Genomic DNA, 20,293 nt, shown 5'->3' on the forward strand with positions numbered 1-20,293 from the left:
GCGCGGCTGCGCCCGTGGACCCGGGGAGGAAAGGGCAGCCGCCCTATGCCGCGATTGGTTTCGATTGGCAATGGGCGCTTTTCAAGCCCGACGGCCTGGGTTAGGTTGCACTGGACCACGAAAAAACATCTCCCCAAACGACCGGATTCATGGACGATACACGACTGAAATTGATGGAAGCCATCGCGCGCAAAAAACTGGTGACGGCGCGGTATAACGGCCAGTCGCTGACGCTTGCGCCGCACCTGTTGTTCGAACGGCATGGCGACCTGTTCGTCAGCGCGCTCAACCTGGGCAAGAATTGGCGGGCGGACGAGGAACCACGGCTCGGCCATTTCAAACTCGGCGGGCTCGCGGCGGTCGTGCTCAGCGACGATGACTTTGCCCCCCTGCCCGGCTTCGACGCCGCCCCGCCGCGGGAGGAGGATATCCCGCTGTTGGGGGTTTAGCCTGATGACATGACGGCAAAACGCCTGCGCGTCGCCGCAAAGCCGGGGGTCCATCTCCGGTCGGTTGCGGGTGGCGCTGATGGGAACATGCAGGTCACAAGCCGGGTCGGATCAGGCCTCACGCCGCGCCAACCGCCGACGTCGGCACCATCTCGCCCAGCGCGACGCAAACCTGGTTCCGACCGCTTGCCTTGGCACGATAAAGCGCGGCATCGGCACGGCGCAGCAGGTCGAACAGCGAATCTTCCCCCACGCGCTGCGCGACGCCGAACGAGGCGGTAAAGCCGCGATCGACTCCCAGCACCGGCAACCGCGCCGCGGCAAAGGCGGCGCGCACCCGTTCGGCATAGATGCGCCCGTCCGACAGCATCGCGTCGGGGACCAGCACGGCAAACTCCTCGCCGCCGATGCGGCCAACGATGGCGTCGGCGGGGGCGGCGTCGACCAGCATCGCGGCGAAATGCGCGATCACGCCGTCGCCTGCGGCATGGCCGAAGCTGTCGTTGATCGTCTTGAAATCGTCGAGGTCGGCCGCGATCAGCACCGCCGTCTCGCCGCCGCGCAGCAACGCCATCCCGGCATGCTGTTCGAAACCGCGCCGGTTGAGCACGCTCGACAGCGGATCGGTTTCGGATCGCGCGACGATTTCGGCGGTCGTATCGCGCATCATCACCAGCAACAGGACGAGCGCGATCGCCAACAGCGCAACGACGCTGCCACTTTGCGAAATCGCCGCATAGGTCGACGCGATATAGCCCTGGGGCGAACTCGCGGTGCCGACAACCGCCGCGATCAGCGGCTTGGCCAGATAGATCAGCGCCGCAACGATCTGCAGCGCGATCAGCAACAGGTCGAGCACCTGCCGCCGCCCCGACCGCAGGATGATGATGGCAAAGAGCGATTGCATCGCGAAATAGGGCATCTGATAAAGCGTCAGTCGCGGCGACGATCCATAGGGCAGGCTGAAAATCACCGGCACCGCCAGGATCGTCAGCACCCAGATCGTCGCGATCGCGGTCCATGGCGGCGCGACCCGGTAATGCGATGCGACGCCGATCAGGGCGAAACTCTGCGCCATCAGAAAGACCAGGAATATGCTGATGCCGATGGGCGTCGGATCGACCTGGTGCGTCAACAGGAACTCCAGGCCGACATTGACGATGCCCAGCGCGCTTCCGGCCGCGAGCCACCAGGCGCCGCGCGCCGTCCGGTTCGTCGCCGCAATCACGGCGAACGCCGCGGCGATCAGGCCGGCGACGGACATGTTGATGCCAAGGACAAAGGCGACGGACATCGGCTCGCTCATCAATTTTCAGCCAGCCTAGGCCCTGGTCCCCAAGGTTCGGTTAACGCCTTGCAATTCGCGATATTCCCGGTCGCGATAACCGATCCCGCATCCGAAACCCGCGATGCGGCCCATGACGGCGACAAAATCGCGGGCGGGGGTGCCAAAGCGGCGCGCCGCTCGCTATAGCCGCGCCATGACATCCATGACGACAACCGAACGGGCGGCCCTCGAACACGCCGCCGATGCGCCGATGCTGGCGCAGGTCGAACGCTGGGCGGCGGTAAATAGCGGCACGGGCAATCTGGCGGGGCTGAAGGCGGTCGCCAGTCAGCTTGCCGACGCCTTTGCCGCCTTGCCCGGCGAGGTCCGGCTTGTCGCCCCCGATCCGGTCGAGAGCGTCGACGCAGCGGGGCAAGTGAACATCATCCAGCGCGGCGACCATCTGCACCTTCGCGTGCGCCCGGAGGCGCCGGTGCAATTGCTGCTGACCGGTCATATGGACACGGTGTTCGGCGCCGACCATCCGTTCCAGACGCTGAAGTGGCTCGATGATGGGGTGCTCAACGGCCCCGGCACCGCCGACATGAAGGGCGGGATCGCGGTGATCCTCGCCGCGCTGACCGCGCTCGAACGCTCGCCGCTCGCCGCCCGCGTCGGTTATGACGTGCTGATCAACAGCGACGAGGAAACGGGCAGCCACGCGTCGGCGGCGCTGATCGCCGAACTGGCGCGCGGCAAGACCGCGGCGCTCACCTACGAACCCGCGCTGCCCGACGGCACGCTGGCGGGCGCACGGCCGGGCAGCGGCAATTTTTCGGTGATCGTCCATGGCCGGTCGGCGCACGCGGGGCGCAATCCGGACGACGGCCGCAACGCCCTCCTGGCGGCGGCCGATCTGGCGTTGCGGCTTGCGCAGCTCAAGTCGCCGTCGCTCAAGGTCAATCCTGCAAAAATCGACGGCGGCGGCCCGAACAATGTCGTCCCCGACAGCGCGATCCTGCGCGTCAATATGCGCCCGTCGACGCGCGAAGCGATGGGCGAAGCCGAAAATGCGCTGCGCGCCGCGGTCACAGCGGTATCGCGCGAACATGACGTGCATTGCCACATTCACGGCGGTTTCAATCGCCCGCCCAAACCGCTCGACCCCGCCGCGACGCGACTGTTCGAACTGGTTCGGTCATGCGGCGCCGCGCTGGGAATCGACATTGCGTGGAAGGCGACGGGCGGCGTGTGCGATGGCAACAACATCGCCGCCTGCGGCATCCCCGTGGTCGACACCATGGGTCCGCGCGGCGGCGCGATTCATTCATCGGACGAATATCTGATCGTCGACAGCCTCGCCGAACGCGCGCAGCTGTCGGCGCTGACCATGTTGCGAATAGCGGAACGGGGGACTGTGTGAATTATGTGATCCGGGCGGCCAAACCGGGCGACCTGCAAAGCATCTACGAAATGGCGAAACTGACGGGTGGCGGTTTCACCAACCTGCCTCCCGACAAAAGAGCGCTGCGCGCCAAGCTCGAACGCGCCGAGGCGAGCTTTGCGTCGGAAAAGGAATATCCCGCCGACGAACTCTATCTGATGGTGCTCGAAGATATCGACAGCGGCGAGGTGCGCGGCACCTGCCAGATCTTCGGGCAGGTCGGCCAGCGCTGGCCCTTTTATTCCTATCGCATCGGCACCGACAGCAAGCACAGCGAACAGCTGGGCCGCACCTTTCACGCGCAGGTGCTGATGCTGAGCAACGATTTGAACGGCGCCAGCGAAGTCGGCGGATTGTTCCTGCACCCGGCGGCGCGCGCCGGCGGGCTGGGGCTGCTGCTCGCACGCTCGCGCTATCTGTTTATCGCGCGCCATCGTGCGCGCTTCGCCGACCGCATCCTTGCCGAACTGCGCGGGGTGATCGACGAGGCGGGCGGTTCGCCCTTCTGGGACGGAGTCGCCGGCAAGTTTTTCGGGATGAGCTTTCAGGAAGCCGACCAGTTCAACGCGGTCCACGGCAACCAGTTCATCGCCGACCTGATGCCCAAGCATCCCGTCTATATCGCGATGCTGCCCGAAACCGCGCGCGCGGTGATCGGCGTTCCGCACCCCACCGGGCGCGCCGCGATGCGGATGCTGGAAAACGAGGGCTTCGCCTTTGAAAACTACATCGACATTTTCGACGGCGGTCCGACGATGACTGCGCGCACCGACCAGGTGGCCAGTATCCGCGACGCGCGCCATATCGAGTTGACGGGCATCGCCGAAGGCGGCGAAGATGCGCTGATCGCAACCGGTCGGCTCGCGGATTTCCGCTGCTGCTTTGGCAAGGTCGATGCCGATGGCCGGATCGACGCCGACGCCGCGCGCATATTGAATGTCGGGGTTGGCGACACGATCAGCTGGATAGGACGATGACCCTCTTGCGTTCGTGCTGAGCTTGTCGAAGCACCGTTTTCCCTTTTGAGTGCCGCAAAGAATGAACGGCCCTTCGACAAGCTCAGGGCAAACGGCTTTGGCTGGATAGTTGGAAAGAAAACCATGCTCACCGAAATCAATTTCGACGGGATCATCGGCCCGACGCATAATTATGCCGGGCTGAGCCGCGGCAATATCGCCTCGGCAAGCCATGCGGGCGACGTGTCGCAGCCGCGCGCCGCCGCGCTGCAGGGCATAGAAAAGATGCGCCACAACCTTGCGCTTGGCCTGCCGCAAGGCTTTTTCGTGCCGCTCGATCGCCCTGACGCGCCATGGCTTGCCCAGCTTGGCACCTCGCCCGAGGCGGCCGAAGGCCATTTGCGCGCGCAGGCATGGTCGGCCTCGTCGATGTGGGCAGCAAACGCCGCGACCGTCTCGCCCGCGCCCGACTGCGCCGACGGCAAATGCCACCTCACCGTCGCCAACCTCGTCACCATGCCGCACCGCAGCCACGAATGGCCGGGGACGCTGGCGCAGCTTCGCCTCGCCTTTGCGCACCCCGCCTTTGCCGTGCACGCGCCGATCCCTGCCCCCTTCGGCGACGAAGGCGCGGCAAACCATATGCGGCTGTGCAGCGGGCACGACGGCGCCGGGGTCGAAATCTTCGTCTATGGCGTCGGCGGCGGGCGCTTCCCTGCACGCCAACATCTCGACGCGTCGAAGGCGGTGGCGCGCAACCACCGGCTCGACCCGGCGCGCACGCTGTTCATCCGACAGTCGGACACCGCGATCCAGGGCGGCGCCTTTCACAACGACGTGGTAGCGGTCGCGAACGAACATGTGCTGTTCACCCACGAAACCGCGTTCGAGGATCGCGAAGCCGCGCACGCCGAAATCCGCGCGGCCTTTCCCGCGGTCGAAATCGTCGAGGTGCCCGCAAGCGCGGTCAGCTTGCCCGACGCCATCAGATCCTATCTGTTCAACGCCCAGCTCGTCAGCCTGCCCGAAGGGGGTATGGCGCTGGTGCTGCCGACCGAGGCGCGCGAAACCCCCGCGGTGTGGAGCTGGCTGGAAGAGATGATCGTCGGCAACGGCCCGATCCGCCGCTTGCTGCCCGTCGATGTGCGGCAATCGATGGCGAACGGCGGCGGCCCGGCGTGCCTTCGGCTGCGCGTCGTCGCCGATCCCGCCACGGTCGATCCGCGCTTCATCGCCGACGAGGAAAAGCTTGACCGGATCGCCCAGGTGGTTGCGGCGCATTGGCCGGAGGCGATCGCGCCGGCGGACCTTGCCTCGACCGCGCTGATGGCCGACGTTCGCAAGGCCCGCGCCGCGCTGCTCGACGCGCTCGATCTGGCCGAACTGGGCTGACGCGACTTGCAGATTCGCGAACTGATCGACACGGCGCCGGTGCCGGGCGGCGAGCCGCTGCGCCTGTTCCGGCGCGGCGACGAATATATCATCGCAATCGGCGGCAATGAGCTGATGAGCAGCCGCGTGAGCGGCTCTGAAGCAGCGCTGGCGGTGATGAGCTGCGATCGGCTGCGCAGCGCGGCGCAGGCGCATCTGCTGATCGGCGGCTATGGCATGGGCTTTACGCTTCGCGCGGCGTTGGCCGTGCTGGGACCGGGTGCCAACGTCACCGTCGCCGAGCTGGTCCCCGCGATCATCGACTGGGCGCGCGGGCCGATGGCCGCGCTCGCGGCGGGCTGCCTCGACGATCCACGTGTCGATCTGGTCATGGGCGATGTGGCTGCTGTCATTGCCGAGGGACGCGGGCGCTATGACGCGATCCTGCTCGACGTCGACAACGGCCCCGACGGACTGGTCCGCGCGCAGAACGACCGGCTCTATTCATCGGTCGGCCTGGCCGCCGCGAAGGCGGCGCTGCGTCCCGGCGGACTCCTTGCGATCTGGTCGGCCGCACCCGATGCCCGCTTTGCGCGGCGGTTGGCCGGGGCGGGCTTCAGGGTCGAAGAGGTCGGCGTTCGTGCGCGCGCAGGCGGCAAGGGTGCGCGGCACATCATCTGGTTCGCGCACAGGGATTAGGGTCAGGCTGTCCAGCAGGCGGTCGGCTTTCGACCGAAAGTTGCCCTATCCCGAAGAATGCCGGGGTCCATGGTGCCTAAAAGCAAGCGTTGGCTTATCCCACCCCGGAACCCATGCGCCTTGCCCCGGCTGTCGGGTTAATTTACAGTTTACTATATCTGCCGCCTGGCAAACCCTGCATTCGCGCGGCTGGCACGGCGCTTGCTTGGACATTGACGATGCTGAAGAAGATCGGACGCCTGTTCGTCATCAAGACCCGCCTCGAGGCGTGCCTCATCATCTATGCGCTCGCCGTCGGGGCGATGGCGCGGGGGTCCGCCTATCTGCACGAATATCCAGGGTTGGGCGGCAAGCTGCTGATGCTGGCCTGCACCGGCGCGGTATTCCTCGCGGGCGCAAAGATTTTCGATTGTCTGCGCTATGAACAGGCGGCCGAGGCCGCGAGACAGACAGACGCCTGATTTTCCTGCCGTCATCCGGGCGAAGCCAGAGCGGACTTTCTTACGTCTCTCGACTGTGTCAAGGCGCGTTGCATGAGCAGGATCGAAGGCCACCCGGCCATCAGCACCCAGCATGTCTATGGCCTGACGCTGCGCGTCGCGCGCTGGCGTGAAGGCGCTCCCGGCGCGCCGCTGCTGTTCCTCAACGGCATCGGCGCCGACATCGCCGCCGCCGCGCCGCTCCTCGCGCAGATGCACGGGCGCGAGGTGTGGACGCTCGACATGCCGGGCGTCGGCGGCTCGCCCGACGCGCTGCTCCCCTATTCGGCGCCGACGATGGCGGCAATCGTCATGGAGATCGCCGGGCGCTTCGGTCACACCGCGCTCGACATTGCGGGTTTCAGCTGGGGCGGCGCGCTGGCGCAGCAGATCGCGATCCAGTTTCCAGGGCGCGTGCGTCGCCTCGTGCTGATGGCGACGACGCCCAGTGTCGGCGCGCCGGGGATCGGCTGGGCCGCGCTGCTCGACGACGACATGCTGGCGAGCGGGCTCAGGCTGCCGACGGCGACACCGCTCGGCCTTGCCTATCAGTCCATGGCGATGGCAGGCTGGACCAGCGCGACGATGCTGCCGCGGCTGAAGGATGTGCCGGTGCTGGTGCTGATGGGCGAGCGCGACGGCGTCGTGCCCGCCTGCCACGGTCAGGCGATCGCCGACCTGATCGACCGCGCGGTGCTGGAAGTGGTGCCGGGTTCGCACCTCTTTCCCTTCACCCACGCCGCGGCCATCGCGGCGCGGGTCAGCGCGTTTCTGGATCAGCCGCCCGCATTGCAAGCCGCCGCTTGAGGAATCCCGCGATCGCCGCGGCGGTCGCGTCGGGCGCCTCCTCCATCGGAAGATGCCCGATACCCGGCAGCAGCAGCAGTTCCGACCCCGCAACGCGCTCGTGGAAAGTCTGTGCCGCGCTCGGGTGGATGATCCGGTCGCGATCGCCGAACAGGATCAGCATCGGCGCCCTGATCTCCCGCACCCGTGCCGCCATTTCGGGTTCGCGGCCGGTCCGAGCGCGGATCACCGTCGCCTCGCGATTGCCGGGGAAGCGCAGCAATTCCCAATAGCGATCGATCATCGCTTCATCGACGATCTCCTGCTTCTCGACCGAGCCTCGCAGCGACTGTTCGACAAGCATCCGCGGAGTGATCCGCGTCGCAAGCCAGCGACCCAGGGGATATTCGAGCAGGCGAAAACCGACGTTCGATTCAGGTGGCCGCTCGCCCTTGCGAAGCGGCATCCCGGCGGCGTCGAGCAACAGCAGCGCCTCGATCCGCGCCGGGCGTTCGAGCGCGTAGCGCCACGCAACCCAGCCGCCCATCGAATTGCCGCCGAGGACGAACCGGTCGAGCCCCAGCTTTGCCGCAACGACATCGACCGCCTCGATCATCGCGGCGGCGCTATAGTCGCGGCCGGGGATCGCGCCGGTCAGCCCGTGCCCCGGCAGGTCGAGTGTTACAATGCGATATTCGCCGCCGAGCCTTTCGACCAGCGGCTCCCATGTATGGAGACTCGCGTTCGATCCGTGGAGCAGGACAATCGCGGGGCCGTCACGGCGTCCCTGATCGCGATAGTGAATCCGCTGACCCGCCGGCCCCGCTGCGAAGGCGGCGCCGGGTCCGCCATATTTGGCGATCATCGCTTCGCGGTCGGTGTCGGGGGTCAGGAGCAGCAGGAAAGCGGCGATGAACGCCGCGAGCAGGGCGAGCGGGACCAGGACGCGCTTGCGCCGGTAGAACGGCCGCCGCGGCGGTGGCGGCGGATCGAAATCCAGATCGTCGTCGGCAATCATCGCGCGCCCCTCAAGACGGAGGGGAACCTAACCCACGCCCTACCGACGTCAATATCCGCTATTGATGGATCGACCGGCGGAAAGTTTCGGGCAGGAACAACAGGCCGACCACCAAAGTGATCAGCGCCACGATCACCGGATACCAGAGGCCGTAATAGATATTGCCCGTCGCGGCGACCATCGCGAACGCCGTCGTCGGCAGGAATCCGCCGAACCAGCCGTTGCCGATATGATAGGGCAACGACATGGCGGTGTAGCGAATGCGGCTGGGGAAAAGCTCGACGAGCAGCGCGGCGATCGGACCATATACCATCGTCACGAGCAGCACGAGGTAGAAGAGGATCGCGACGACGAGCGGTTTGTTGATCCGCGCGGGGTCGGCCTTGGCGGGATAGCCCGCGGCGGCGGTCGCGGCGGCGAGCTCGCTTCGAAAGGCCTCGACGGCCGCGGCGCGATCTTCCTCGGCGATCCGCCACGGTTCGGGCGCGATCAGCACGCGGTCGCCGATCCAGACGTCGGCGGCGTCGCCCGTATGGCGCGGCCGCGTCACGCTGGTGTAGCTGACCCCGGCCTTGGCAAGCGCCGATTTGGCAATGTCGCAGCCGGTGCTTTCGAACTTTTCCTTGCCGACGGGATCGAACTGGAAGGTGCAGGTGCCGGGGTCTGCGGTGACGCGCACCGCCGCGCTGGCCTGCGCCTTTGCCATTGCGGGATTCGCCGCCTGGGTCAGCATCTGGAACGCCGGGAAATAGGTGAGCGCCGCAAGCGCGCAGCCCGCAAGGATGATCGGCTTGCGCCCCACCTTGTCGCTGAGCCAGCCGAAGAGGATGAAAAATGGTGTGCCGAGCGCGAGCGCGATGGCGATCAATATGTTCGCGGTCGCGCCGTCGACCTTCAGCGTCTTTTCGAGGAAGAAAAGCGCATAGAATTGCCCCGAATACCAGACCACCGCCTGCCCCGCGACCGCGCCGAACAGCGCGACGAGCACCCATTTGAGATTGGCCCAGCGCCCGAACGCTTCGGTCAGCGGCGCCTTCGACGTCGTCCCTTCGACCTTCATCTGCTTGAACACGGGGCTTTCTTCGAGCTGGAGGCGAATCCAGAGCGAAATGCCAAGCAGGACGATCGAGATCAGGAACGGAATGCGCCAGCCCCAGTCGGCAAACGCCGCTTCGCCCATCGCCGAACGGATGACGATGACAACGCCGAGCGCCGCGAACAGGCCGAGCGTCGCGGTCGTCTGGATGAAACTGGTGAACAGCCCGCGCTTCCCGTCAGGCGCATGTTCGGCGACATAGGTGGCGGCGCCGCCATATTCGCCGCCCAGCGCAAGACCCTGCACCAGCCGCAGCAGCACGAGCAGAATCGGCGCCGCGACGCCGATCGACGCATAGCTGGGCAGCAGGCCAACGAGGAAGGTCGACCCGCCCATCAGCCCCATGGTCACCAGAAAGGTGTTCTTGCGACCGACAAGATCGCCGATGCGCCCAAAGACGATTGCGCCGAACGGCCTGACCGCAAAGCCCGCGGCAAAGGCCGCGAGCGCAAAGATGAACCCCGTGGTTTCGTTGACGCCCGAAAAGAATTGCGCCGAAATGACCGTCGCGAGCAGGCCATAGAGGTAGAAATCATACCATTCGAACACCGTGCCCAGCGAAGAGGCCAGAATGACCTTGCGCTCGCTCTGGCGGGTGTCGACGGGCGTCGCGGCTTGCTCGGTCATTATCTTTCCCCGTTCGCCCTCAGCCTTTCGAAGGACCGTCCTTCTTTCAGCCACGCTAAAGGAAAGAACGGTGCTTCGACAAGCTCGGCGCACACGGAAAAAAGAGGAAGGTTTACCGCATCAACCGACGCGCTTCACCGCGCCCTTGTGCGCGCCGACGCTCTTGTTGCGCGGGCGGAAACGACGCTTGCGCTGGCCTTCGGCGCCTTCGCCGGCCGCGCCATCGCGGCGCGGGCCGCGATCGCCGCCCGGCTTGCCCGGACCGCGGCCGCGCATGGCGTCTTCGCGCTGGCGCTGCGGGTTGCGGCCCTTGCTGCCGGTATCGCGCGGCGGCTGGACCGGCCTGGGGAGGCTCCGCACCAGTTCGCCGAAATTGTCGGGCAACGGCATCGGTTCGGCCCTGGTCCGCGTCACGCGCTCGATGTCGCGCATATAGGGGCGTTCGTCGGGCGCGATGAAGCTGATCGCCTTGCCCTCGGCGCCGGCGCGCGCGGTGCGGCCGATGCGGTGGACATATTGTTCGGGGACGTTCGGAATCTCGAAGTTGATGACATGGCTGACCCCCGACACGTCGATGCCGCGCGCGGCGATATCGGTCGCGACGAGCAGTTTGATCTCCCCCGAACGAAAGGCCTGGAGCGCCTGGGTGCGCTGCGCCTGGCTTTTGTTGCCATGGATTGCCATCGCCTTGATCTTCGCGCCCGCCAGATGACGAACGACACGGTCGGCGCCGTGCTTGGTGCGCGTGAAGATGAGCGCGCGGTCGATGTCCTCGCGCTGGATCACCGACGTCAGCAGCGCCTGTTTTTCCTTCTGCTCGACAAAGGTGGCGAACTGACGGATCTTTTCCGCGGTGGTCGCCTGCGGCGTCACCGACACGGTGACCGGATCGTTGAGGAACTGGTCGGCGAGCCCCGCGATCTCCTTGGGCATCGTCGCCGAGAAAAAGAGGTTCTGGCGGCGCGACGGGAGCAGCCTGGCGATACGGCGCAGCGAATGGATGAAACCCATGTCCATCATCTGGTCGGCTTCGTCGAGGACGAAGATTTCGACATCGTCGAGACGCAGCGCACGCTGGTCGATGAGGTCGAGCAGGCGGCCGGGCGTGGCGACGAGAATGTCGACGCCCTGTGCAAGGTCGCGGATCTGCCGGTTGATCGGCACGCCGCCGAACACCGTCGCGACGCTGAGCTCGGTAAAGCGGCCGTAATCGCGACAGCTCTGCGCGATCTGAGCCGCCAGCTCGCGGGTCGGCGAGAGGACGAGCATCCGGCAACCGCGCGGGTTGGCGCGATGCGGATAGGTCAGAAGATGGTGGATCGCCGGCAACGAAAAGGCCGCGGTCTTGCCGGTGCCGGTCTGCGCGATGCCGCACAGGTCGCGGCCCTGTTTCAGCACCGGGATTGCCTGAAGCTGGATCGGGGTCGGCTGGCTATATTTTTTGGCCGCAAGCGCACGATTGATGTCGGCGTGCAGGTCAAAGTCGTTGAAAGTCTTCATATATACTCACTATGCGCGACGCGCAGGCGCATCCGTTCGCGCGCGAACGGACGGCGCACGGACCGCGGGCTCGAAACGACCCGCGTGAAAGGGTGCCTCTTAAGGACAAAGCGCTTCCGGCTCGACCCGCGCCTTCTTGGGGCGGGAAAATCACGCTGCCGGTGGTTGCGGCGGATGAGTCCGCCATGTTGCGCTGCACAATCATATGGCATGGACTGTGCGCAATTGCAAGATAATTGCTTGGGCGCCGCTGGAAGAAAGAAAGAGGATAGGCGCAGAGGCGCAGTGGTCGCAGAAGAGAAAGAAAATGATGCAGAGGTCGACAATCGTTTCCCTGCCTTCTCCGCGCCTTCGCGTCTTCGCGTGAACCCTTGTCCTGCCCCGCGGCCTTTGGCAGACATTCGGGTAAACAGAGGGGATATATTTTGGCCGAAAAGATCATCGTCATCGACGAGGGCACGACCTCGACCCGCACGATGCTCTTCGGCGCCGACGGCACGCCGCTCGGCAGTGCGCAGCGGGAGATAAGCCAGCATTATCCCGCGCCCGGCCTTGTCGAACATGACGCCGCCGAGATCTGGGAGGCGACGCTCGCCTGCACGCGCGAGATGATCGCCCGCGCGGGTGGGCCGGATCATGTCGCGGCGATCGGCGTCACCAACCAGCGGGAGACGGTGGTGTTCTGGGACCGCCAGACGGGCGCCCCGCTCGCCCGCGCAATCGTGTGGCAGGACCGGCGCACCGCCGCCGACTGCGCCGCGCTCAAGGACGCTGGGCACGAGGCGACGGTGCAGCGGGCGAGCGGATTGCTGCTCGATCCCTATTTCTCCGGCAGCAAGATTGGCTGGGCACTCAGGCATTGGCCGCAGCTCTGCGAGGCGGGCGACCGGCTCGCCGTCGGGACGATCGAATCCTGGCTCGTCTATCGGCTGACCGGCGGCGCGCATGTCACCGACGCGACCAATGCGTCGCGCACCGCCTTGATGGCGATCGAGCGTCAGGGCGGCTGGGATGCCGGGCTTTGCGATCTGTTCGGCGTGCCGATGCGATCGCTGCCCGAGATCGTGGGCTGCACCACGACCGTCGGCACAACCGATCCCACATTGTTCGGGGGCGCGATCCCGATCTGCGGCATGGCCGGCGACCAGCAGGCGGCAACGATCGGTCAGGCATGTTTGGTGCCGGGGCAAACCAAGGCGACCTTCGGCACCGGCGCCTTCATCCTGTCGGCGAGCGGAACCACTCGGCCGGTTTCTCGGAATCGCCTGCTTGCGACTGTCCTGGTGCAGGAAGGGGACGTCCGTTCCTATGCGCTCGAAGGATCGGTATTCGTTGCGGGCAGTCTCATCAAATGGCTGCGCGACGGACTGGGCCTGCTCGCAAGCGCGGGCGAAAGCGAGGGTTTGGCGCGATCGGTCGCTGACAATGGCGGCGTCTATCTCATCCCGGCGCTGTCGGGGCTGGGTGCGCCGCACTGGCGGCCCGATGCGCTGGCGGCGCTGTCAGGCCTCAGCTTTGCCAGCACCAAGGCGCATGTGGCGCGCGCAGCGCTCGAAGCGCAGGCCTATCAGGCGCACGACCTCAAATCCGCCTTCGCCGCTGACGGGGTCGACTGGGCCGAGCTCCGAATCGACGGCGGCATGGCGGCGAACGACTGGATGGCGCAGGATCTGGCCGACATGCTCGATCTGACGGTCGAGCGGCCCGATTTCGTCGAGAGCACCGCGCTCGGCGCCGCCATGCTCGCCGCGACCGGCGCGGGTCTCTATCCCGACCTTAAGACCGCGGCACAGGCGATGCGCGGCACCGCGACGCGCTTTACGCCCGCGCTGGACGTCCAGAACCGCAAAACGCGCCTTGCCGGGTGGCAAGGCGCGCTTGCGAAGGTTTTGGGCTGATCGTCGGCCCCGCAAAGGCGAGGGCAACGGCCCTCAACGCTTGAGGGTGAGGCCGCCGAAACGCTTGTTGAACTTGGCAACCTGGCCGCCGCTGTCGAGCATACGCCCCTGGCCGCCCGTCCATGCCGGATGTGCCGTGGGGTCGATTTCCAGCGTCATCACGTCGCCTTCGCTGCCCCAGGTGGAGCGCGTCTGATATTCGGTGCCATCGGTCATCTTGACCGTGATCATGTGATAGTCGGGGTGAATGTCTTTTTTCATGTCCTGGCTCCTGTGCCGCTGGTTTCCGACCAGCGAGCTTGAGTCTGTGCGTCCGGGGACGCGAAGCGGCGCCCTTACTGGGCTGAAAGGCAAAATGCAACCCAAACCCCGTTCGTGCCGAGCTTGTCGAAGCACCGTCCCTCTTCCTGCGGCGTCGACAGAAAGAGCGGCCCGTCGACAAGGTCGGGGCAAACGGAATATCGTAAAGCGACTCAATCGCTCGGCGGGTCGGCGATCATCGCGGTGAACTGGCATTCGGTCGCGAGTTGCCCGTCCAGCATCGCGCGGCCCTCGAATTTGCAGATGTTGCGCTTTGCCTGAAGGATGGTGACGTGCAGGTCTAGCAGATGGCCGGGTTCGACCGGCTTTCTGAACTTCACGCCGTCGATGCCCATGAAATAGACGAGCTTGCCCGATCCCGCGAGGCCGAGCGATTCGATCGCGAGCACGCCGCCCGCCTGCGCCAGCGCCTCGACGATCAGGACGCCCGGCATGATCGGTCGGCCGGGGAAATGGCCCTGGAAAAAGGGCTCGTTCATCGTCACTGCCTTGACCGCGTGGATCGACTGGTCCTTGACCATCGACACCACCCGGTCGACGAGCAGCATCGGATAACGATGCGGCAGAAGGCCAAGGACGCGGCGAATGTCCGCCGGCCCCATCGCTTCGTCCACGCTGCCTTCCCCGGCCGCCATCGCGTTTAGCGCGTCGTCGGCTGGTTGGCGGTCGGCGCCGGTGCGGGCGTGGCGCCGGGCTGCGCGGCGCGTGCGGCGTCCATCAGCTGCTGGTTGCGCTGCTGGACGAGCTGGCCCGGCTGATAGCCGGCCGGGACCGCGATCGACACGTTCGGCAGGATGCGGTTGAGTTCGGTCACCACCGCGTCGGTGATGTCGACATTGTTCTCGCGCGCGAGCACCGCGTCGGGATTGAGCAGCAGGTCGACCTTTTTCGCCGTCATCGCCGCCTTGATCGCATCGTTCATGCGCACGCTGATCTGATCCTCGACATAGGCGATGGCCAGGTCCACCGGTCGGCTGATCTGGGCGAGTTCGGCCTGCGCGGCCTGGCGCTTGTCCTGCACCGCCTTGGCCGCCGCCTGAAGCGCGGCCTGGTTCTGAGGAGTCTTTTTCGCCTCTTCATTATATTTGGCGATCAGCACGTTGATTTCGGCCTGAAGCGTCTGGCCGCGCGACTGCTGCTGGTCGATCTGCGCCTTGTAAGTGGTCTCGATCTGTTGCGAGGCGGTGCGGAAAGCGTTGGAACGCGCGGCGGCGACGCGCACGTCGGCGACGGCGACACCCTTCGCCTGCGCGATGGCGGGGGCCGACAGGATGGGCGAGACCGACAGCGCGGCAATCGCCAGCGCGGAAGCGGCAAGAAGTTTTTTCATCAGAATTGGGTTCCTACGTTGAATGAGAAGCGTTTGGTATCATCGCCCTCTTCTTTGCGAAGGGCGTAAGCGAAGTCGATCCGAAAGGGACCGAAGGGGGAGTTCCAATTGACCCCGGCGCCGATCGCGACGCGCGGCATCCAGGTGTCGCCGAAAAAGCGTTCCTCGAACGGCGCCAGGGACGAAAAACCGGTGGGACAGGTGGTATATTGCCCGGTGCCGGTGGTCACCCCATTTGTCGTGGTGGTGGTTTCGTCCGCAAACTGGGTCACGCCCGTCGACGCGTTGCGGCACAGGAACTTGTAAAGCCCGCTGCCCGGAACACCGTCGCGCGTGTCGCGGAAATCTTCAAGCGTGGTCAGCGTCGGGCGCTTCACGCTCCACACCGAACCGACGTCGAGGAAAATGGACGGCCTGAGCCCCAGTTCCTTTGCACCCGTGCCGAGCGGGATGTCGAGTTCGAGCCGTCCCTGATAATAAGCGCGACCGCCGAGCGCGTCGTCGATCTGGCCGCGATTGTCATTGCTGGTATCGATGACCGGGTTGGTCGGATCGTAAGTGGCGGCATAGCGGATGACGCGCGGGCCAACGCCGCGGATGTCGAAGCCGCGCATCTGCGGTTCGCCCAGGAAGAAGCGGTCGGTCAGGCGCACCTTGTCGCTCGTCGGCGTCGGCGCGCTGCCAAAGGGGTGGATATAGCCCCCCTCGGCCGAGATGTTGAGGATGAAGCGGTTGCCGAGATTGAAGTGCTTCGATGCGGCAAGGCGCGTGCGGACATATTTGACGCTGCCGCCCAGCCCCGCGAAATCCTGGCTGATCGACGCCGACTGGCCGCGCGTCGGGCGAATCCGGTTGTCGCGGTCGTCATAGGCGAGCGTGAAGCCGACGAGCGACGTCGTGCGCTTGCCAATGGCGTCGCAGAGATAGCGACCGGCAACCAGCGGGTCGCACTGGTCGCCGAAGAAATAGATGTCGCGATCGAGCGTGACATCGTCATAGTTGAGACTGTAACGGCCGAAAAAGGACAGAAACTCGGTAAGCGGCACACCTGCGTTGATCTGGAAGCCCGTCGTCACCTGCTCGAACGTCGTGCGGCGGTCGTTGTCGATGAAGTTGAACGAATTGAGGTCGCGGCGATAGATGCTGCCGCCGACCGAGATGTTGCGATCGAACAGATAGGGTTCGGTAAAGCCCAGCTCGACCGACTTGGAATAGCTCGAATAATTGACCGACGCCTGCAATTGCTGGCCAAGCCCGCGGAAATTGCGCTGGCGGATCGACGCCTGGAGCAGGAAGTTCTCGATCGACGAGAAACCGGCGGACAGCGACAGTTCGCCCGTGGGCTTTTCCTCGACATTGGTTTCCAGAATGATGCGATCGGGGGCGCTGCCTTCCTTGCGCTCGATCTCCAGATTCTCCTGGAAATAGCCCAGGCTGTTGATGCGGTTCTCGGTCCGCTTGACGCCGAAGCTGTTGAAGGCGTCGCCTTCATTGAGGCGAAACTCGCGGCGCACCACCTTGTCGTGCGTCAACGTATTGCCGTTGACGTCGATGCGCTCGACATAGGTGCGCGGGCTTTCGGCGACGTTGAACGTGATGTCCATCGTCCGATCGTCCGGATTGCGGCGAAACTCGGGGTTGATGTCGGCAAAGGCATAACCGAACAGGCCCGCGGTTTCGCTGAGGCTCTCGACCGTATCCTCGACCAGCTTGGCGTCATACCAGTCGCCGGTCTTCATCGGCAGCAGGCTCTTCAGCATCTCGGGCTGGAAGTCGCGCAGCTCGCTCTTCACGTCGACGTTGCCGAACTTGTATCGTTCGCCCTCCTCGACGACATAGGTGATGATGAAATCCTGCTGGTTGCTCGTCAGCTCCGCCACCGCCGAAATCACGCGGAAATCGGCGTAACCGTTGGTCAGGTAGAACAGGCGCAGCTTCTGCTGGTCATAGGCCAGGCGATCGGGGTCGTAGCTGGTGTTCGACGACAGGATCGTCAGCAGCCCTGTTTCCTTCGTCGCCATCTCGTCCTTGAGGTCGCCGTCGCTGAACTTTTCGTTGCCGATGATATTGATCTGGCGGACCTTGGATTTCGGCCCTTCGTTAATCTCGAACACGACGTCGACGCGGTTCTGATCGAGCGATACCATCTTGGGCTCGACGGTCGCGGCGAAGCGACCCTGCCGCTTGTAAAGCTCGATGATGCGCGCGACGTCGGCGCGCACCTTCGAGCGCGTGAATATCTGGCGCGGCGCCAGCTTGATTTCGGGGCGGATCTTGTCTTCCTTGAGCCGCTTGTTGCCTTCGAGGATCACGCGGTTGATGACCGGATTCTCGGTAACCTGGATCTGCAGGGCGCCATTGTTGTCGGTGATCTGGAAATCCTTGAACAGCTCGGTCGCGGCAAGGTCTTTCAGCGCCTGGTCGAGCACCGCGCGGTCATAGGTCTGACCGACGCGCAGCCGCAGATAGGACAGAATCGTCTGCGCCTCGAGCCGCTGGTTACCGGTGACGGTGATCGACTGGATCGTGCTGGCGGCGGGCGCCGTTGCAGCCGCGGGAATCGTCGGCGCCGGAACGGTCGGCGGCACGACATCCTGCGCCATCAGCGGCGCACTGAGCATCGTACCGGCCAGAAGAGCCACCGACAATTGTGTCCGGCTCAAGATTTTGTGTGAAGCCACGCCGTTCATCCCGCAAAATACTCAAAAAACGACAAACCCGCCTGACCGCGGGCTTGCGCGCACTCCCTGCCCCAGACTCGCTAGCCAATCAAGCGCGCGATCCTGTCCCAAAGGCCCAATGAGCCCAAATCGTTGAAAGTTACGACCAGCATCAGCGTCACCACCGCGGCAAAGCCGAAGCGGAATGCCCATTCCTGCACGCGGAGCGGTGCAGGCCGCCGCCGGATCGCTTCATAGGCATAGAAAAGCAAATGACCGCCATCGAGCATGGGCAATGGCAAGAGGTTGATGAACCCCAGATTGATGGAGATGAGCGCGATGAAGAATATGAGCGAGGCGATGCCCAGCGTCGCCGCCTGCCCCGAAATCTCCGCGATCTTGACCGGGCCGTTCATGTCCTTGATCGAACGGCGACCGGTGAGAAACTGGGCAAGCACCTCGCCGGTCTGGCGGACGATCTGCCACGTCTGGCGCAGCCCGACCGCGGGCGCTTCGATCAGCGATACCGCCTCAAGCCGCGGCGGCGGCGGCGCGAGGCCGATGATCGCGCGTTCATATTCCTTGCCGAAAGGATCCTTTTCGGTGATCAGCCGCGGCGCCAGCGTCACCATCCGCTCGCTCCCCTCGCGCAGCACACGCAACTGCATCACCTCGCCCGGACGGTGCGCGACGGCCATCGGAATATCGCCGAACGTCGCAATCGGTCGGCCATCGATGGCAACGATCCGGTCGCCCACGCGCAGCCCCGCGTCATCGGCGGCCGACCCGACCTCGATCGCGCCTGCGACGGGGGGTGTCACGACCTTGCCGCCGACCCACGCAAAACCGGCGAGGATCAGGATCGCAAACAGGAAGTTGGTGACCGGCCCCGCCGCTACGATCGCCGCGCGTTTCCAAACGGGCTGCGCGGGAAAGCTTTGCAAACGCACGTCGTCGGGCAAGGACCGCCATCCGGCATCGGGCTGGCTCACCGCATCGCGGTCGCCCGCGAACTGCACATAGCCGCCGAGCGGCAGCCAGCCGATCTTCCATTCGGTGCCGCGCCTGTCGGTCCAGCCGAATATCCTGCGCCCGAAACCGATCGAGAAAGTCTCCGCCTTCACCCCGCACCAGCGCCCGACGATATAATGGCCATATTCGTGCACGAACACGAGCGGGCCAAGGACAAGGAGAAAGGCCAGAACGGTGAAGGCGAAACCGGGGGTTTCAAGCATGTTCAAACTGGTCCACAAAAAGCCGGGCAGCCGCGCGCGATGCGGCATCGACGCTGAATATGTCCTGAAGCGATGACGGAGCCGCGGGTTCCGCCGCGTCGATCACCCGGCGCACCGTGTCGACAATGGCGGGAAAGGAAATGCGTCCGGCGAGGAACGCGGCGACCGCTACCTCGTTGGCGGCGTTGAGTTGCGCCGGGCGCGCGCCGCCCGCGGCGATCGCGGCGCGGCAGAGCGCGGTCGCGGGAAAACGCACCTCGTCGGGCGCCTCGAAATCGAGCCGCGCGATCGTCGCCAGGTCGAGCGGGGCACAGGGCGTCGCCATTCGCTGCGGCCACGCCAGCGCCGACGCGATGGGAATGCGCATGTCGGGCGACCCGAGCTGCGCCAGCGTCGAGCAGTCGATATATTCGACAAGGCTGTGGATCACCGATTGCGGGTGGACAAGGATTTCGATCCGGTCGAGCCCGACGGGAAAAAGATGATGCGCCTCGATCAGTTCAAGGCCCTTGTTCATCATCGTTGCCGAATCGACGCTGATTTTCGCGCCCATCGACCAATTGGGATGCGCCACCGCCTGCGCCGGGGTCACCCCGGCCATGTCGGCGGCGCTCATCGTGCGGAACGGCCCGCCGCTCGCGGTCAGGATGATGCGCCGCACCTGGTCGATCCGCCCGCCCGCAAGGCATTGGAAGATCGCATTATGCTCGCTGTCGACGGGCAGGATCGTCGCGCCCGATGCGCGCGCCGCAGCGGTCATCAGCTCACCCGCCGACACCAGTGCTTCCTTGTTGGCGAGCGCGACGTCGTGCCCCGCGGCCAGCGCCGCCATCGTCGGCGCCAGCCCGGCCGTGCCGACGATCGCCGCCATCACCAGGTCGGTCGGGCGCTGCGCAGCTTCGACCAGCGCGGCCGCGCCCGCCGCGGTTTCGATCCCCGATCCCGCAAGCGCGGCCTTAAGGTCGTCGTGACAGCGTTCGTCGGCGACCACCGCGACATCGGGCCGAAACTCGATCGCCAGCCGCGCCAGTTCGCTGACGTCGCAATTGGCGGTCAGCACGCCGACGCGCCACGCCTCGCCGTCGCGGCGGACAAGGTCGAGCGTGGATTGCCCGACCGACCCCGTGGCGCCGAAGAGGGAGAGGCAGCGCGTCATG

The 20,293-nt window shown here is 65.4% G+C and carries 18 protein-coding genes; 8 read left to right on the top strand and 10 right to left on the bottom strand.

The features are described 5' to 3' along the window. Window positions 1-149: 149 nt before the first annotated feature. A complete protein-coding gene (locus HUW43_RS01770; RefSeq protein ID WP_188235812.1) occupies window positions 150-449 on the top strand; it encodes a hypothetical protein in 300 nt (99 codons plus the stop codon). Between the two features lie 118 nt (window positions 450-567). On the opposite strand, the gene HUW43_RS01775 is transcribed toward HUW43_RS01770, so the two are convergent. After that, window positions 568-1,755 (bottom strand): GGDEF domain-containing protein, encoded by a 1,188-nt coding sequence (locus HUW43_RS01775; RefSeq protein WP_223181192.1) that lies wholly within the window; start codon window positions 1,753-1,755, stop codon window positions 568-570. 175 nt (window positions 1,756-1,930) lie between these two features. Here HUW43_RS01775 and HUW43_RS01780 point away from each other — a divergent pair, with 175 nt between their 5' ends. The 6 genes from HUW43_RS01780 to HUW43_RS01805 all read left to right on the top strand — a co-directional run bounded on the left by HUW43_RS01780 (window position 1,931) and on the right by HUW43_RS01805 (window position 7,472). Then, window positions 1,931-3,139 carry a hydrolase gene (locus HUW43_RS01780; protein WP_188235813.1) on the top strand — a complete coding sequence of 403 codons (1,209 nt, stop codon included), beginning with the start codon at window positions 1,931-1,933 and terminating at the stop codon, window positions 3,137-3,139. Beyond that, window positions 3,136-4,137: an arginine N-succinyltransferase gene (locus HUW43_RS01785; protein ID WP_188235814.1), complete on the top strand. Its 1,002-nt coding sequence runs from the start codon at window positions 3,136-3,138 to the stop codon at window positions 4,135-4,137. The genes HUW43_RS01780 and HUW43_RS01785 overlap by 4 nt, the downstream gene beginning before the upstream one ends. A 123-nt stretch (window positions 4,138-4,260) precedes the next feature. Next, entirely contained in the window at window positions 4,261-5,508 is a 1,248-nt protein-coding gene (locus HUW43_RS01790; RefSeq protein WP_188235815.1) for an N-succinylarginine dihydrolase, read from the top strand. A gap of 6 nt (window positions 5,509-5,514) precedes the next feature. After that, window positions 5,515-6,186: a spermidine synthase gene (locus tag HUW43_RS01795; protein ID WP_188235816.1), complete on the top strand. Its 672-nt coding sequence runs from the start codon at window positions 5,515-5,517 to the stop codon at window positions 6,184-6,186. A 218-nt stretch (window positions 6,187-6,404) separates the two neighbouring features. Next, window positions 6,405-6,647 carry a hypothetical protein gene (locus HUW43_RS01800; RefSeq protein WP_188235817.1) on the top strand — a complete coding sequence of 81 codons (243 nt, stop codon included), beginning with the start codon at window positions 6,405-6,407 and terminating at the stop codon, window positions 6,645-6,647. A 72-nt stretch (window positions 6,648-6,719) separates the two neighbouring features. Next, complete coding sequence (locus HUW43_RS01805) at window positions 6,720-7,472, top strand: alpha/beta fold hydrolase (protein ID WP_188235818.1); 753 nt, start codon at window positions 6,720-6,722, stop codon at window positions 7,470-7,472. On the opposite strand, the gene HUW43_RS01810 is transcribed toward HUW43_RS01805, so the two are convergent. The 3 genes from HUW43_RS01810 to HUW43_RS01820 form a co-directional block, all read right to left on the bottom strand. Then, the gene (locus HUW43_RS01810; RefSeq protein ID WP_188235819.1) at window positions 7,426-8,469 is read right to left on the bottom strand and encodes an alpha/beta fold hydrolase; all 1,044 of its coding nucleotides are present in this window, start codon (window positions 8,467-8,469) and stop codon (window positions 7,426-7,428) included. The genes HUW43_RS01805 and HUW43_RS01810 overlap by 47 nt on opposite strands. A 58-nt stretch (window positions 8,470-8,527) precedes the next feature. Continuing rightward, a complete protein-coding gene (locus HUW43_RS01815; RefSeq protein WP_188235820.1) occupies window positions 8,528-10,192 on the bottom strand; it encodes an MFS transporter in 1,665 nt (554 codons plus the stop codon). A 120-nt stretch (window positions 10,193-10,312) separates the two neighbouring features. Continuing rightward, window positions 10,313-11,692 carry a DEAD/DEAH box helicase gene (locus tag HUW43_RS01820; protein WP_188235821.1) on the bottom strand — a complete coding sequence of 460 codons (1,380 nt, stop codon included), beginning with the start codon at window positions 11,690-11,692 and terminating at the stop codon, window positions 10,313-10,315. A gap of 425 nt (window positions 11,693-12,117) precedes the next feature. On the opposite strand from HUW43_RS01820, the gene HUW43_RS01825 reads away from it, so the two are divergent. Continuing rightward, the gene (locus HUW43_RS01825) at window positions 12,118-13,590 is read left to right on the top strand and encodes a glycerol kinase (protein WP_188235822.1); all 1,473 of its coding nucleotides are present in this window, start codon (window positions 12,118-12,120) and stop codon (window positions 13,588-13,590) included. A 33-nt stretch (window positions 13,591-13,623) separates the two neighbouring features. Here the strand turns inward: HUW43_RS01825 and rpmE are convergent, their stop codons facing one another. The 6 genes from rpmE to HUW43_RS01855 form a co-directional block, all read right to left on the bottom strand. Continuing rightward, window positions 13,624-13,851, bottom strand: coding sequence for a 50S ribosomal protein L31 (rpmE, locus tag HUW43_RS01830; RefSeq protein WP_011542237.1), 228 nt, complete (start codon window positions 13,849-13,851; stop codon window positions 13,624-13,626). 212 nt (window positions 13,852-14,063) lie between these two features. Further along, window positions 14,064-14,546 (bottom strand): 3-hydroxyacyl-ACP dehydratase FabZ, encoded by a 483-nt coding sequence (gene fabZ, locus HUW43_RS01835; protein WP_188235823.1) that lies wholly within the window; start codon window positions 14,544-14,546, stop codon window positions 14,064-14,066. A gap of 5 nt (window positions 14,547-14,551) precedes the next feature. Further along, window positions 14,552-15,241, bottom strand: a complete 690-nt coding sequence (locus HUW43_RS01840) for an OmpH family outer membrane protein (protein WP_188235824.1) — start codon at window positions 15,239-15,241, stop codon at window positions 14,552-14,554. Further along, window positions 15,241-17,931 (bottom strand): outer membrane protein assembly factor BamA, encoded by a 2,691-nt coding sequence (bamA, locus tag HUW43_RS01845; RefSeq protein ID WP_188235825.1) that lies wholly within the window; start codon window positions 17,929-17,931, stop codon window positions 15,241-15,243. The genes HUW43_RS01840 and bamA overlap by 1 nt, the downstream gene beginning before the upstream one ends. A gap of 71 nt (window positions 17,932-18,002) precedes the next feature. Further along, entirely contained in the window at window positions 18,003-19,136 is a 1,134-nt protein-coding gene (gene rseP / locus HUW43_RS01850; RefSeq protein WP_188235826.1) for an RIP metalloprotease RseP, read from the bottom strand. Then, window positions 19,129-20,292, bottom strand: a complete 1,164-nt coding sequence (locus HUW43_RS01855) for a 1-deoxy-D-xylulose-5-phosphate reductoisomerase (protein ID WP_188235827.1) — start codon at window positions 20,290-20,292, stop codon at window positions 19,129-19,131. The genes rseP and HUW43_RS01855 overlap by 8 nt, the downstream gene beginning before the upstream one ends. Window position 20,293 lies beyond the last annotated feature (1 nt).

The sequence above is a fragment of the Sphingopyxis sp. LK2115 genome, assembly GCF_014595975.1.
Taxonomy (GTDB): domain Bacteria; phylum Pseudomonadota; class Alphaproteobacteria; order Sphingomonadales; family Sphingomonadaceae; genus Sphingopyxis.

Excerpts from the sequence above, each read along its gene's own strand:
- HUW43_RS01770 (WP_188235812.1), top strand. The coding sequence starts at position 150 with ATGGACGATACACGACTGAAATTGATGGAAGCCATCGCGCGCAAAAAA.
- HUW43_RS01775 (WP_223181192.1), bottom strand. The coding sequence starts at position 1,755 with ATGAGCGAGCCGATGTCCGTCGCCTTTGTCCTTGGCATCAACATGTCC.
- HUW43_RS01780 (WP_188235813.1), top strand. The coding sequence starts at position 1,931 with ATGACATCCATGACGACAACCGAACGGGCGGCCCTCGAACACGCCGCC.
- HUW43_RS01790 (WP_188235815.1), top strand. The coding sequence starts at position 4,261 with ATGCTCACCGAAATCAATTTCGACGGGATCATCGGCCCGACGCATAAT.
- HUW43_RS01800 (WP_188235817.1), top strand. The coding sequence starts at position 6,405 with ATGCTGAAGAAGATCGGACGCCTGTTCGTCATCAAGACCCGCCTCGAG.
- HUW43_RS01805 (WP_188235818.1), top strand. The coding sequence starts at position 6,720 with ATGAGCAGGATCGAAGGCCACCCGGCCATCAGCACCCAGCATGTCTAT.
- HUW43_RS01810 (WP_188235819.1), bottom strand. The coding sequence starts at position 8,469 with ATGATTGCCGACGACGATCTGGATTTCGATCCGCCGCCACCGCCGCGG.
- HUW43_RS01815 (WP_188235820.1), bottom strand. The coding sequence starts at position 10,192 with ATGACCGAGCAAGCCGCGACGCCCGTCGACACCCGCCAGAGCGAGCGC.
- HUW43_RS01820 (WP_188235821.1), bottom strand. The coding sequence starts at position 11,692 with ATGAAGACTTTCAACGACTTTGACCTGCACGCCGACATCAATCGTGCG.
- rpmE (WP_011542237.1), bottom strand. The coding sequence starts at position 13,851 with ATGAAAAAAGACATTCACCCCGACTATCACATGATCACGGTCAAGATG.
- fabZ (WP_188235823.1), bottom strand. The coding sequence starts at position 14,546 with ATGGCGGCCGGGGAAGGCAGCGTGGACGAAGCGATGGGGCCGGCGGAC.
- HUW43_RS01840 (WP_188235824.1), bottom strand. The coding sequence starts at position 15,241 with ATGAAAAAACTTCTTGCCGCTTCCGCGCTGGCGATTGCCGCGCTGTCG.
- bamA (WP_188235825.1), bottom strand. The coding sequence starts at position 17,931 with ATGAACGGCGTGGCTTCACACAAAATCTTGAGCCGGACACAATTGTCG.
- rseP (WP_188235826.1), bottom strand. The coding sequence starts at position 19,136 with ATGCTTGAAACCCCCGGTTTCGCCTTCACCGTTCTGGCCTTTCTCCTT.
- HUW43_RS01855 (WP_188235827.1), bottom strand. The coding sequence starts at position 20,292 with ATGACGCGCTGCCTCTCCCTCTTCGGCGCCACGGGGTCGGTCGGGCAA.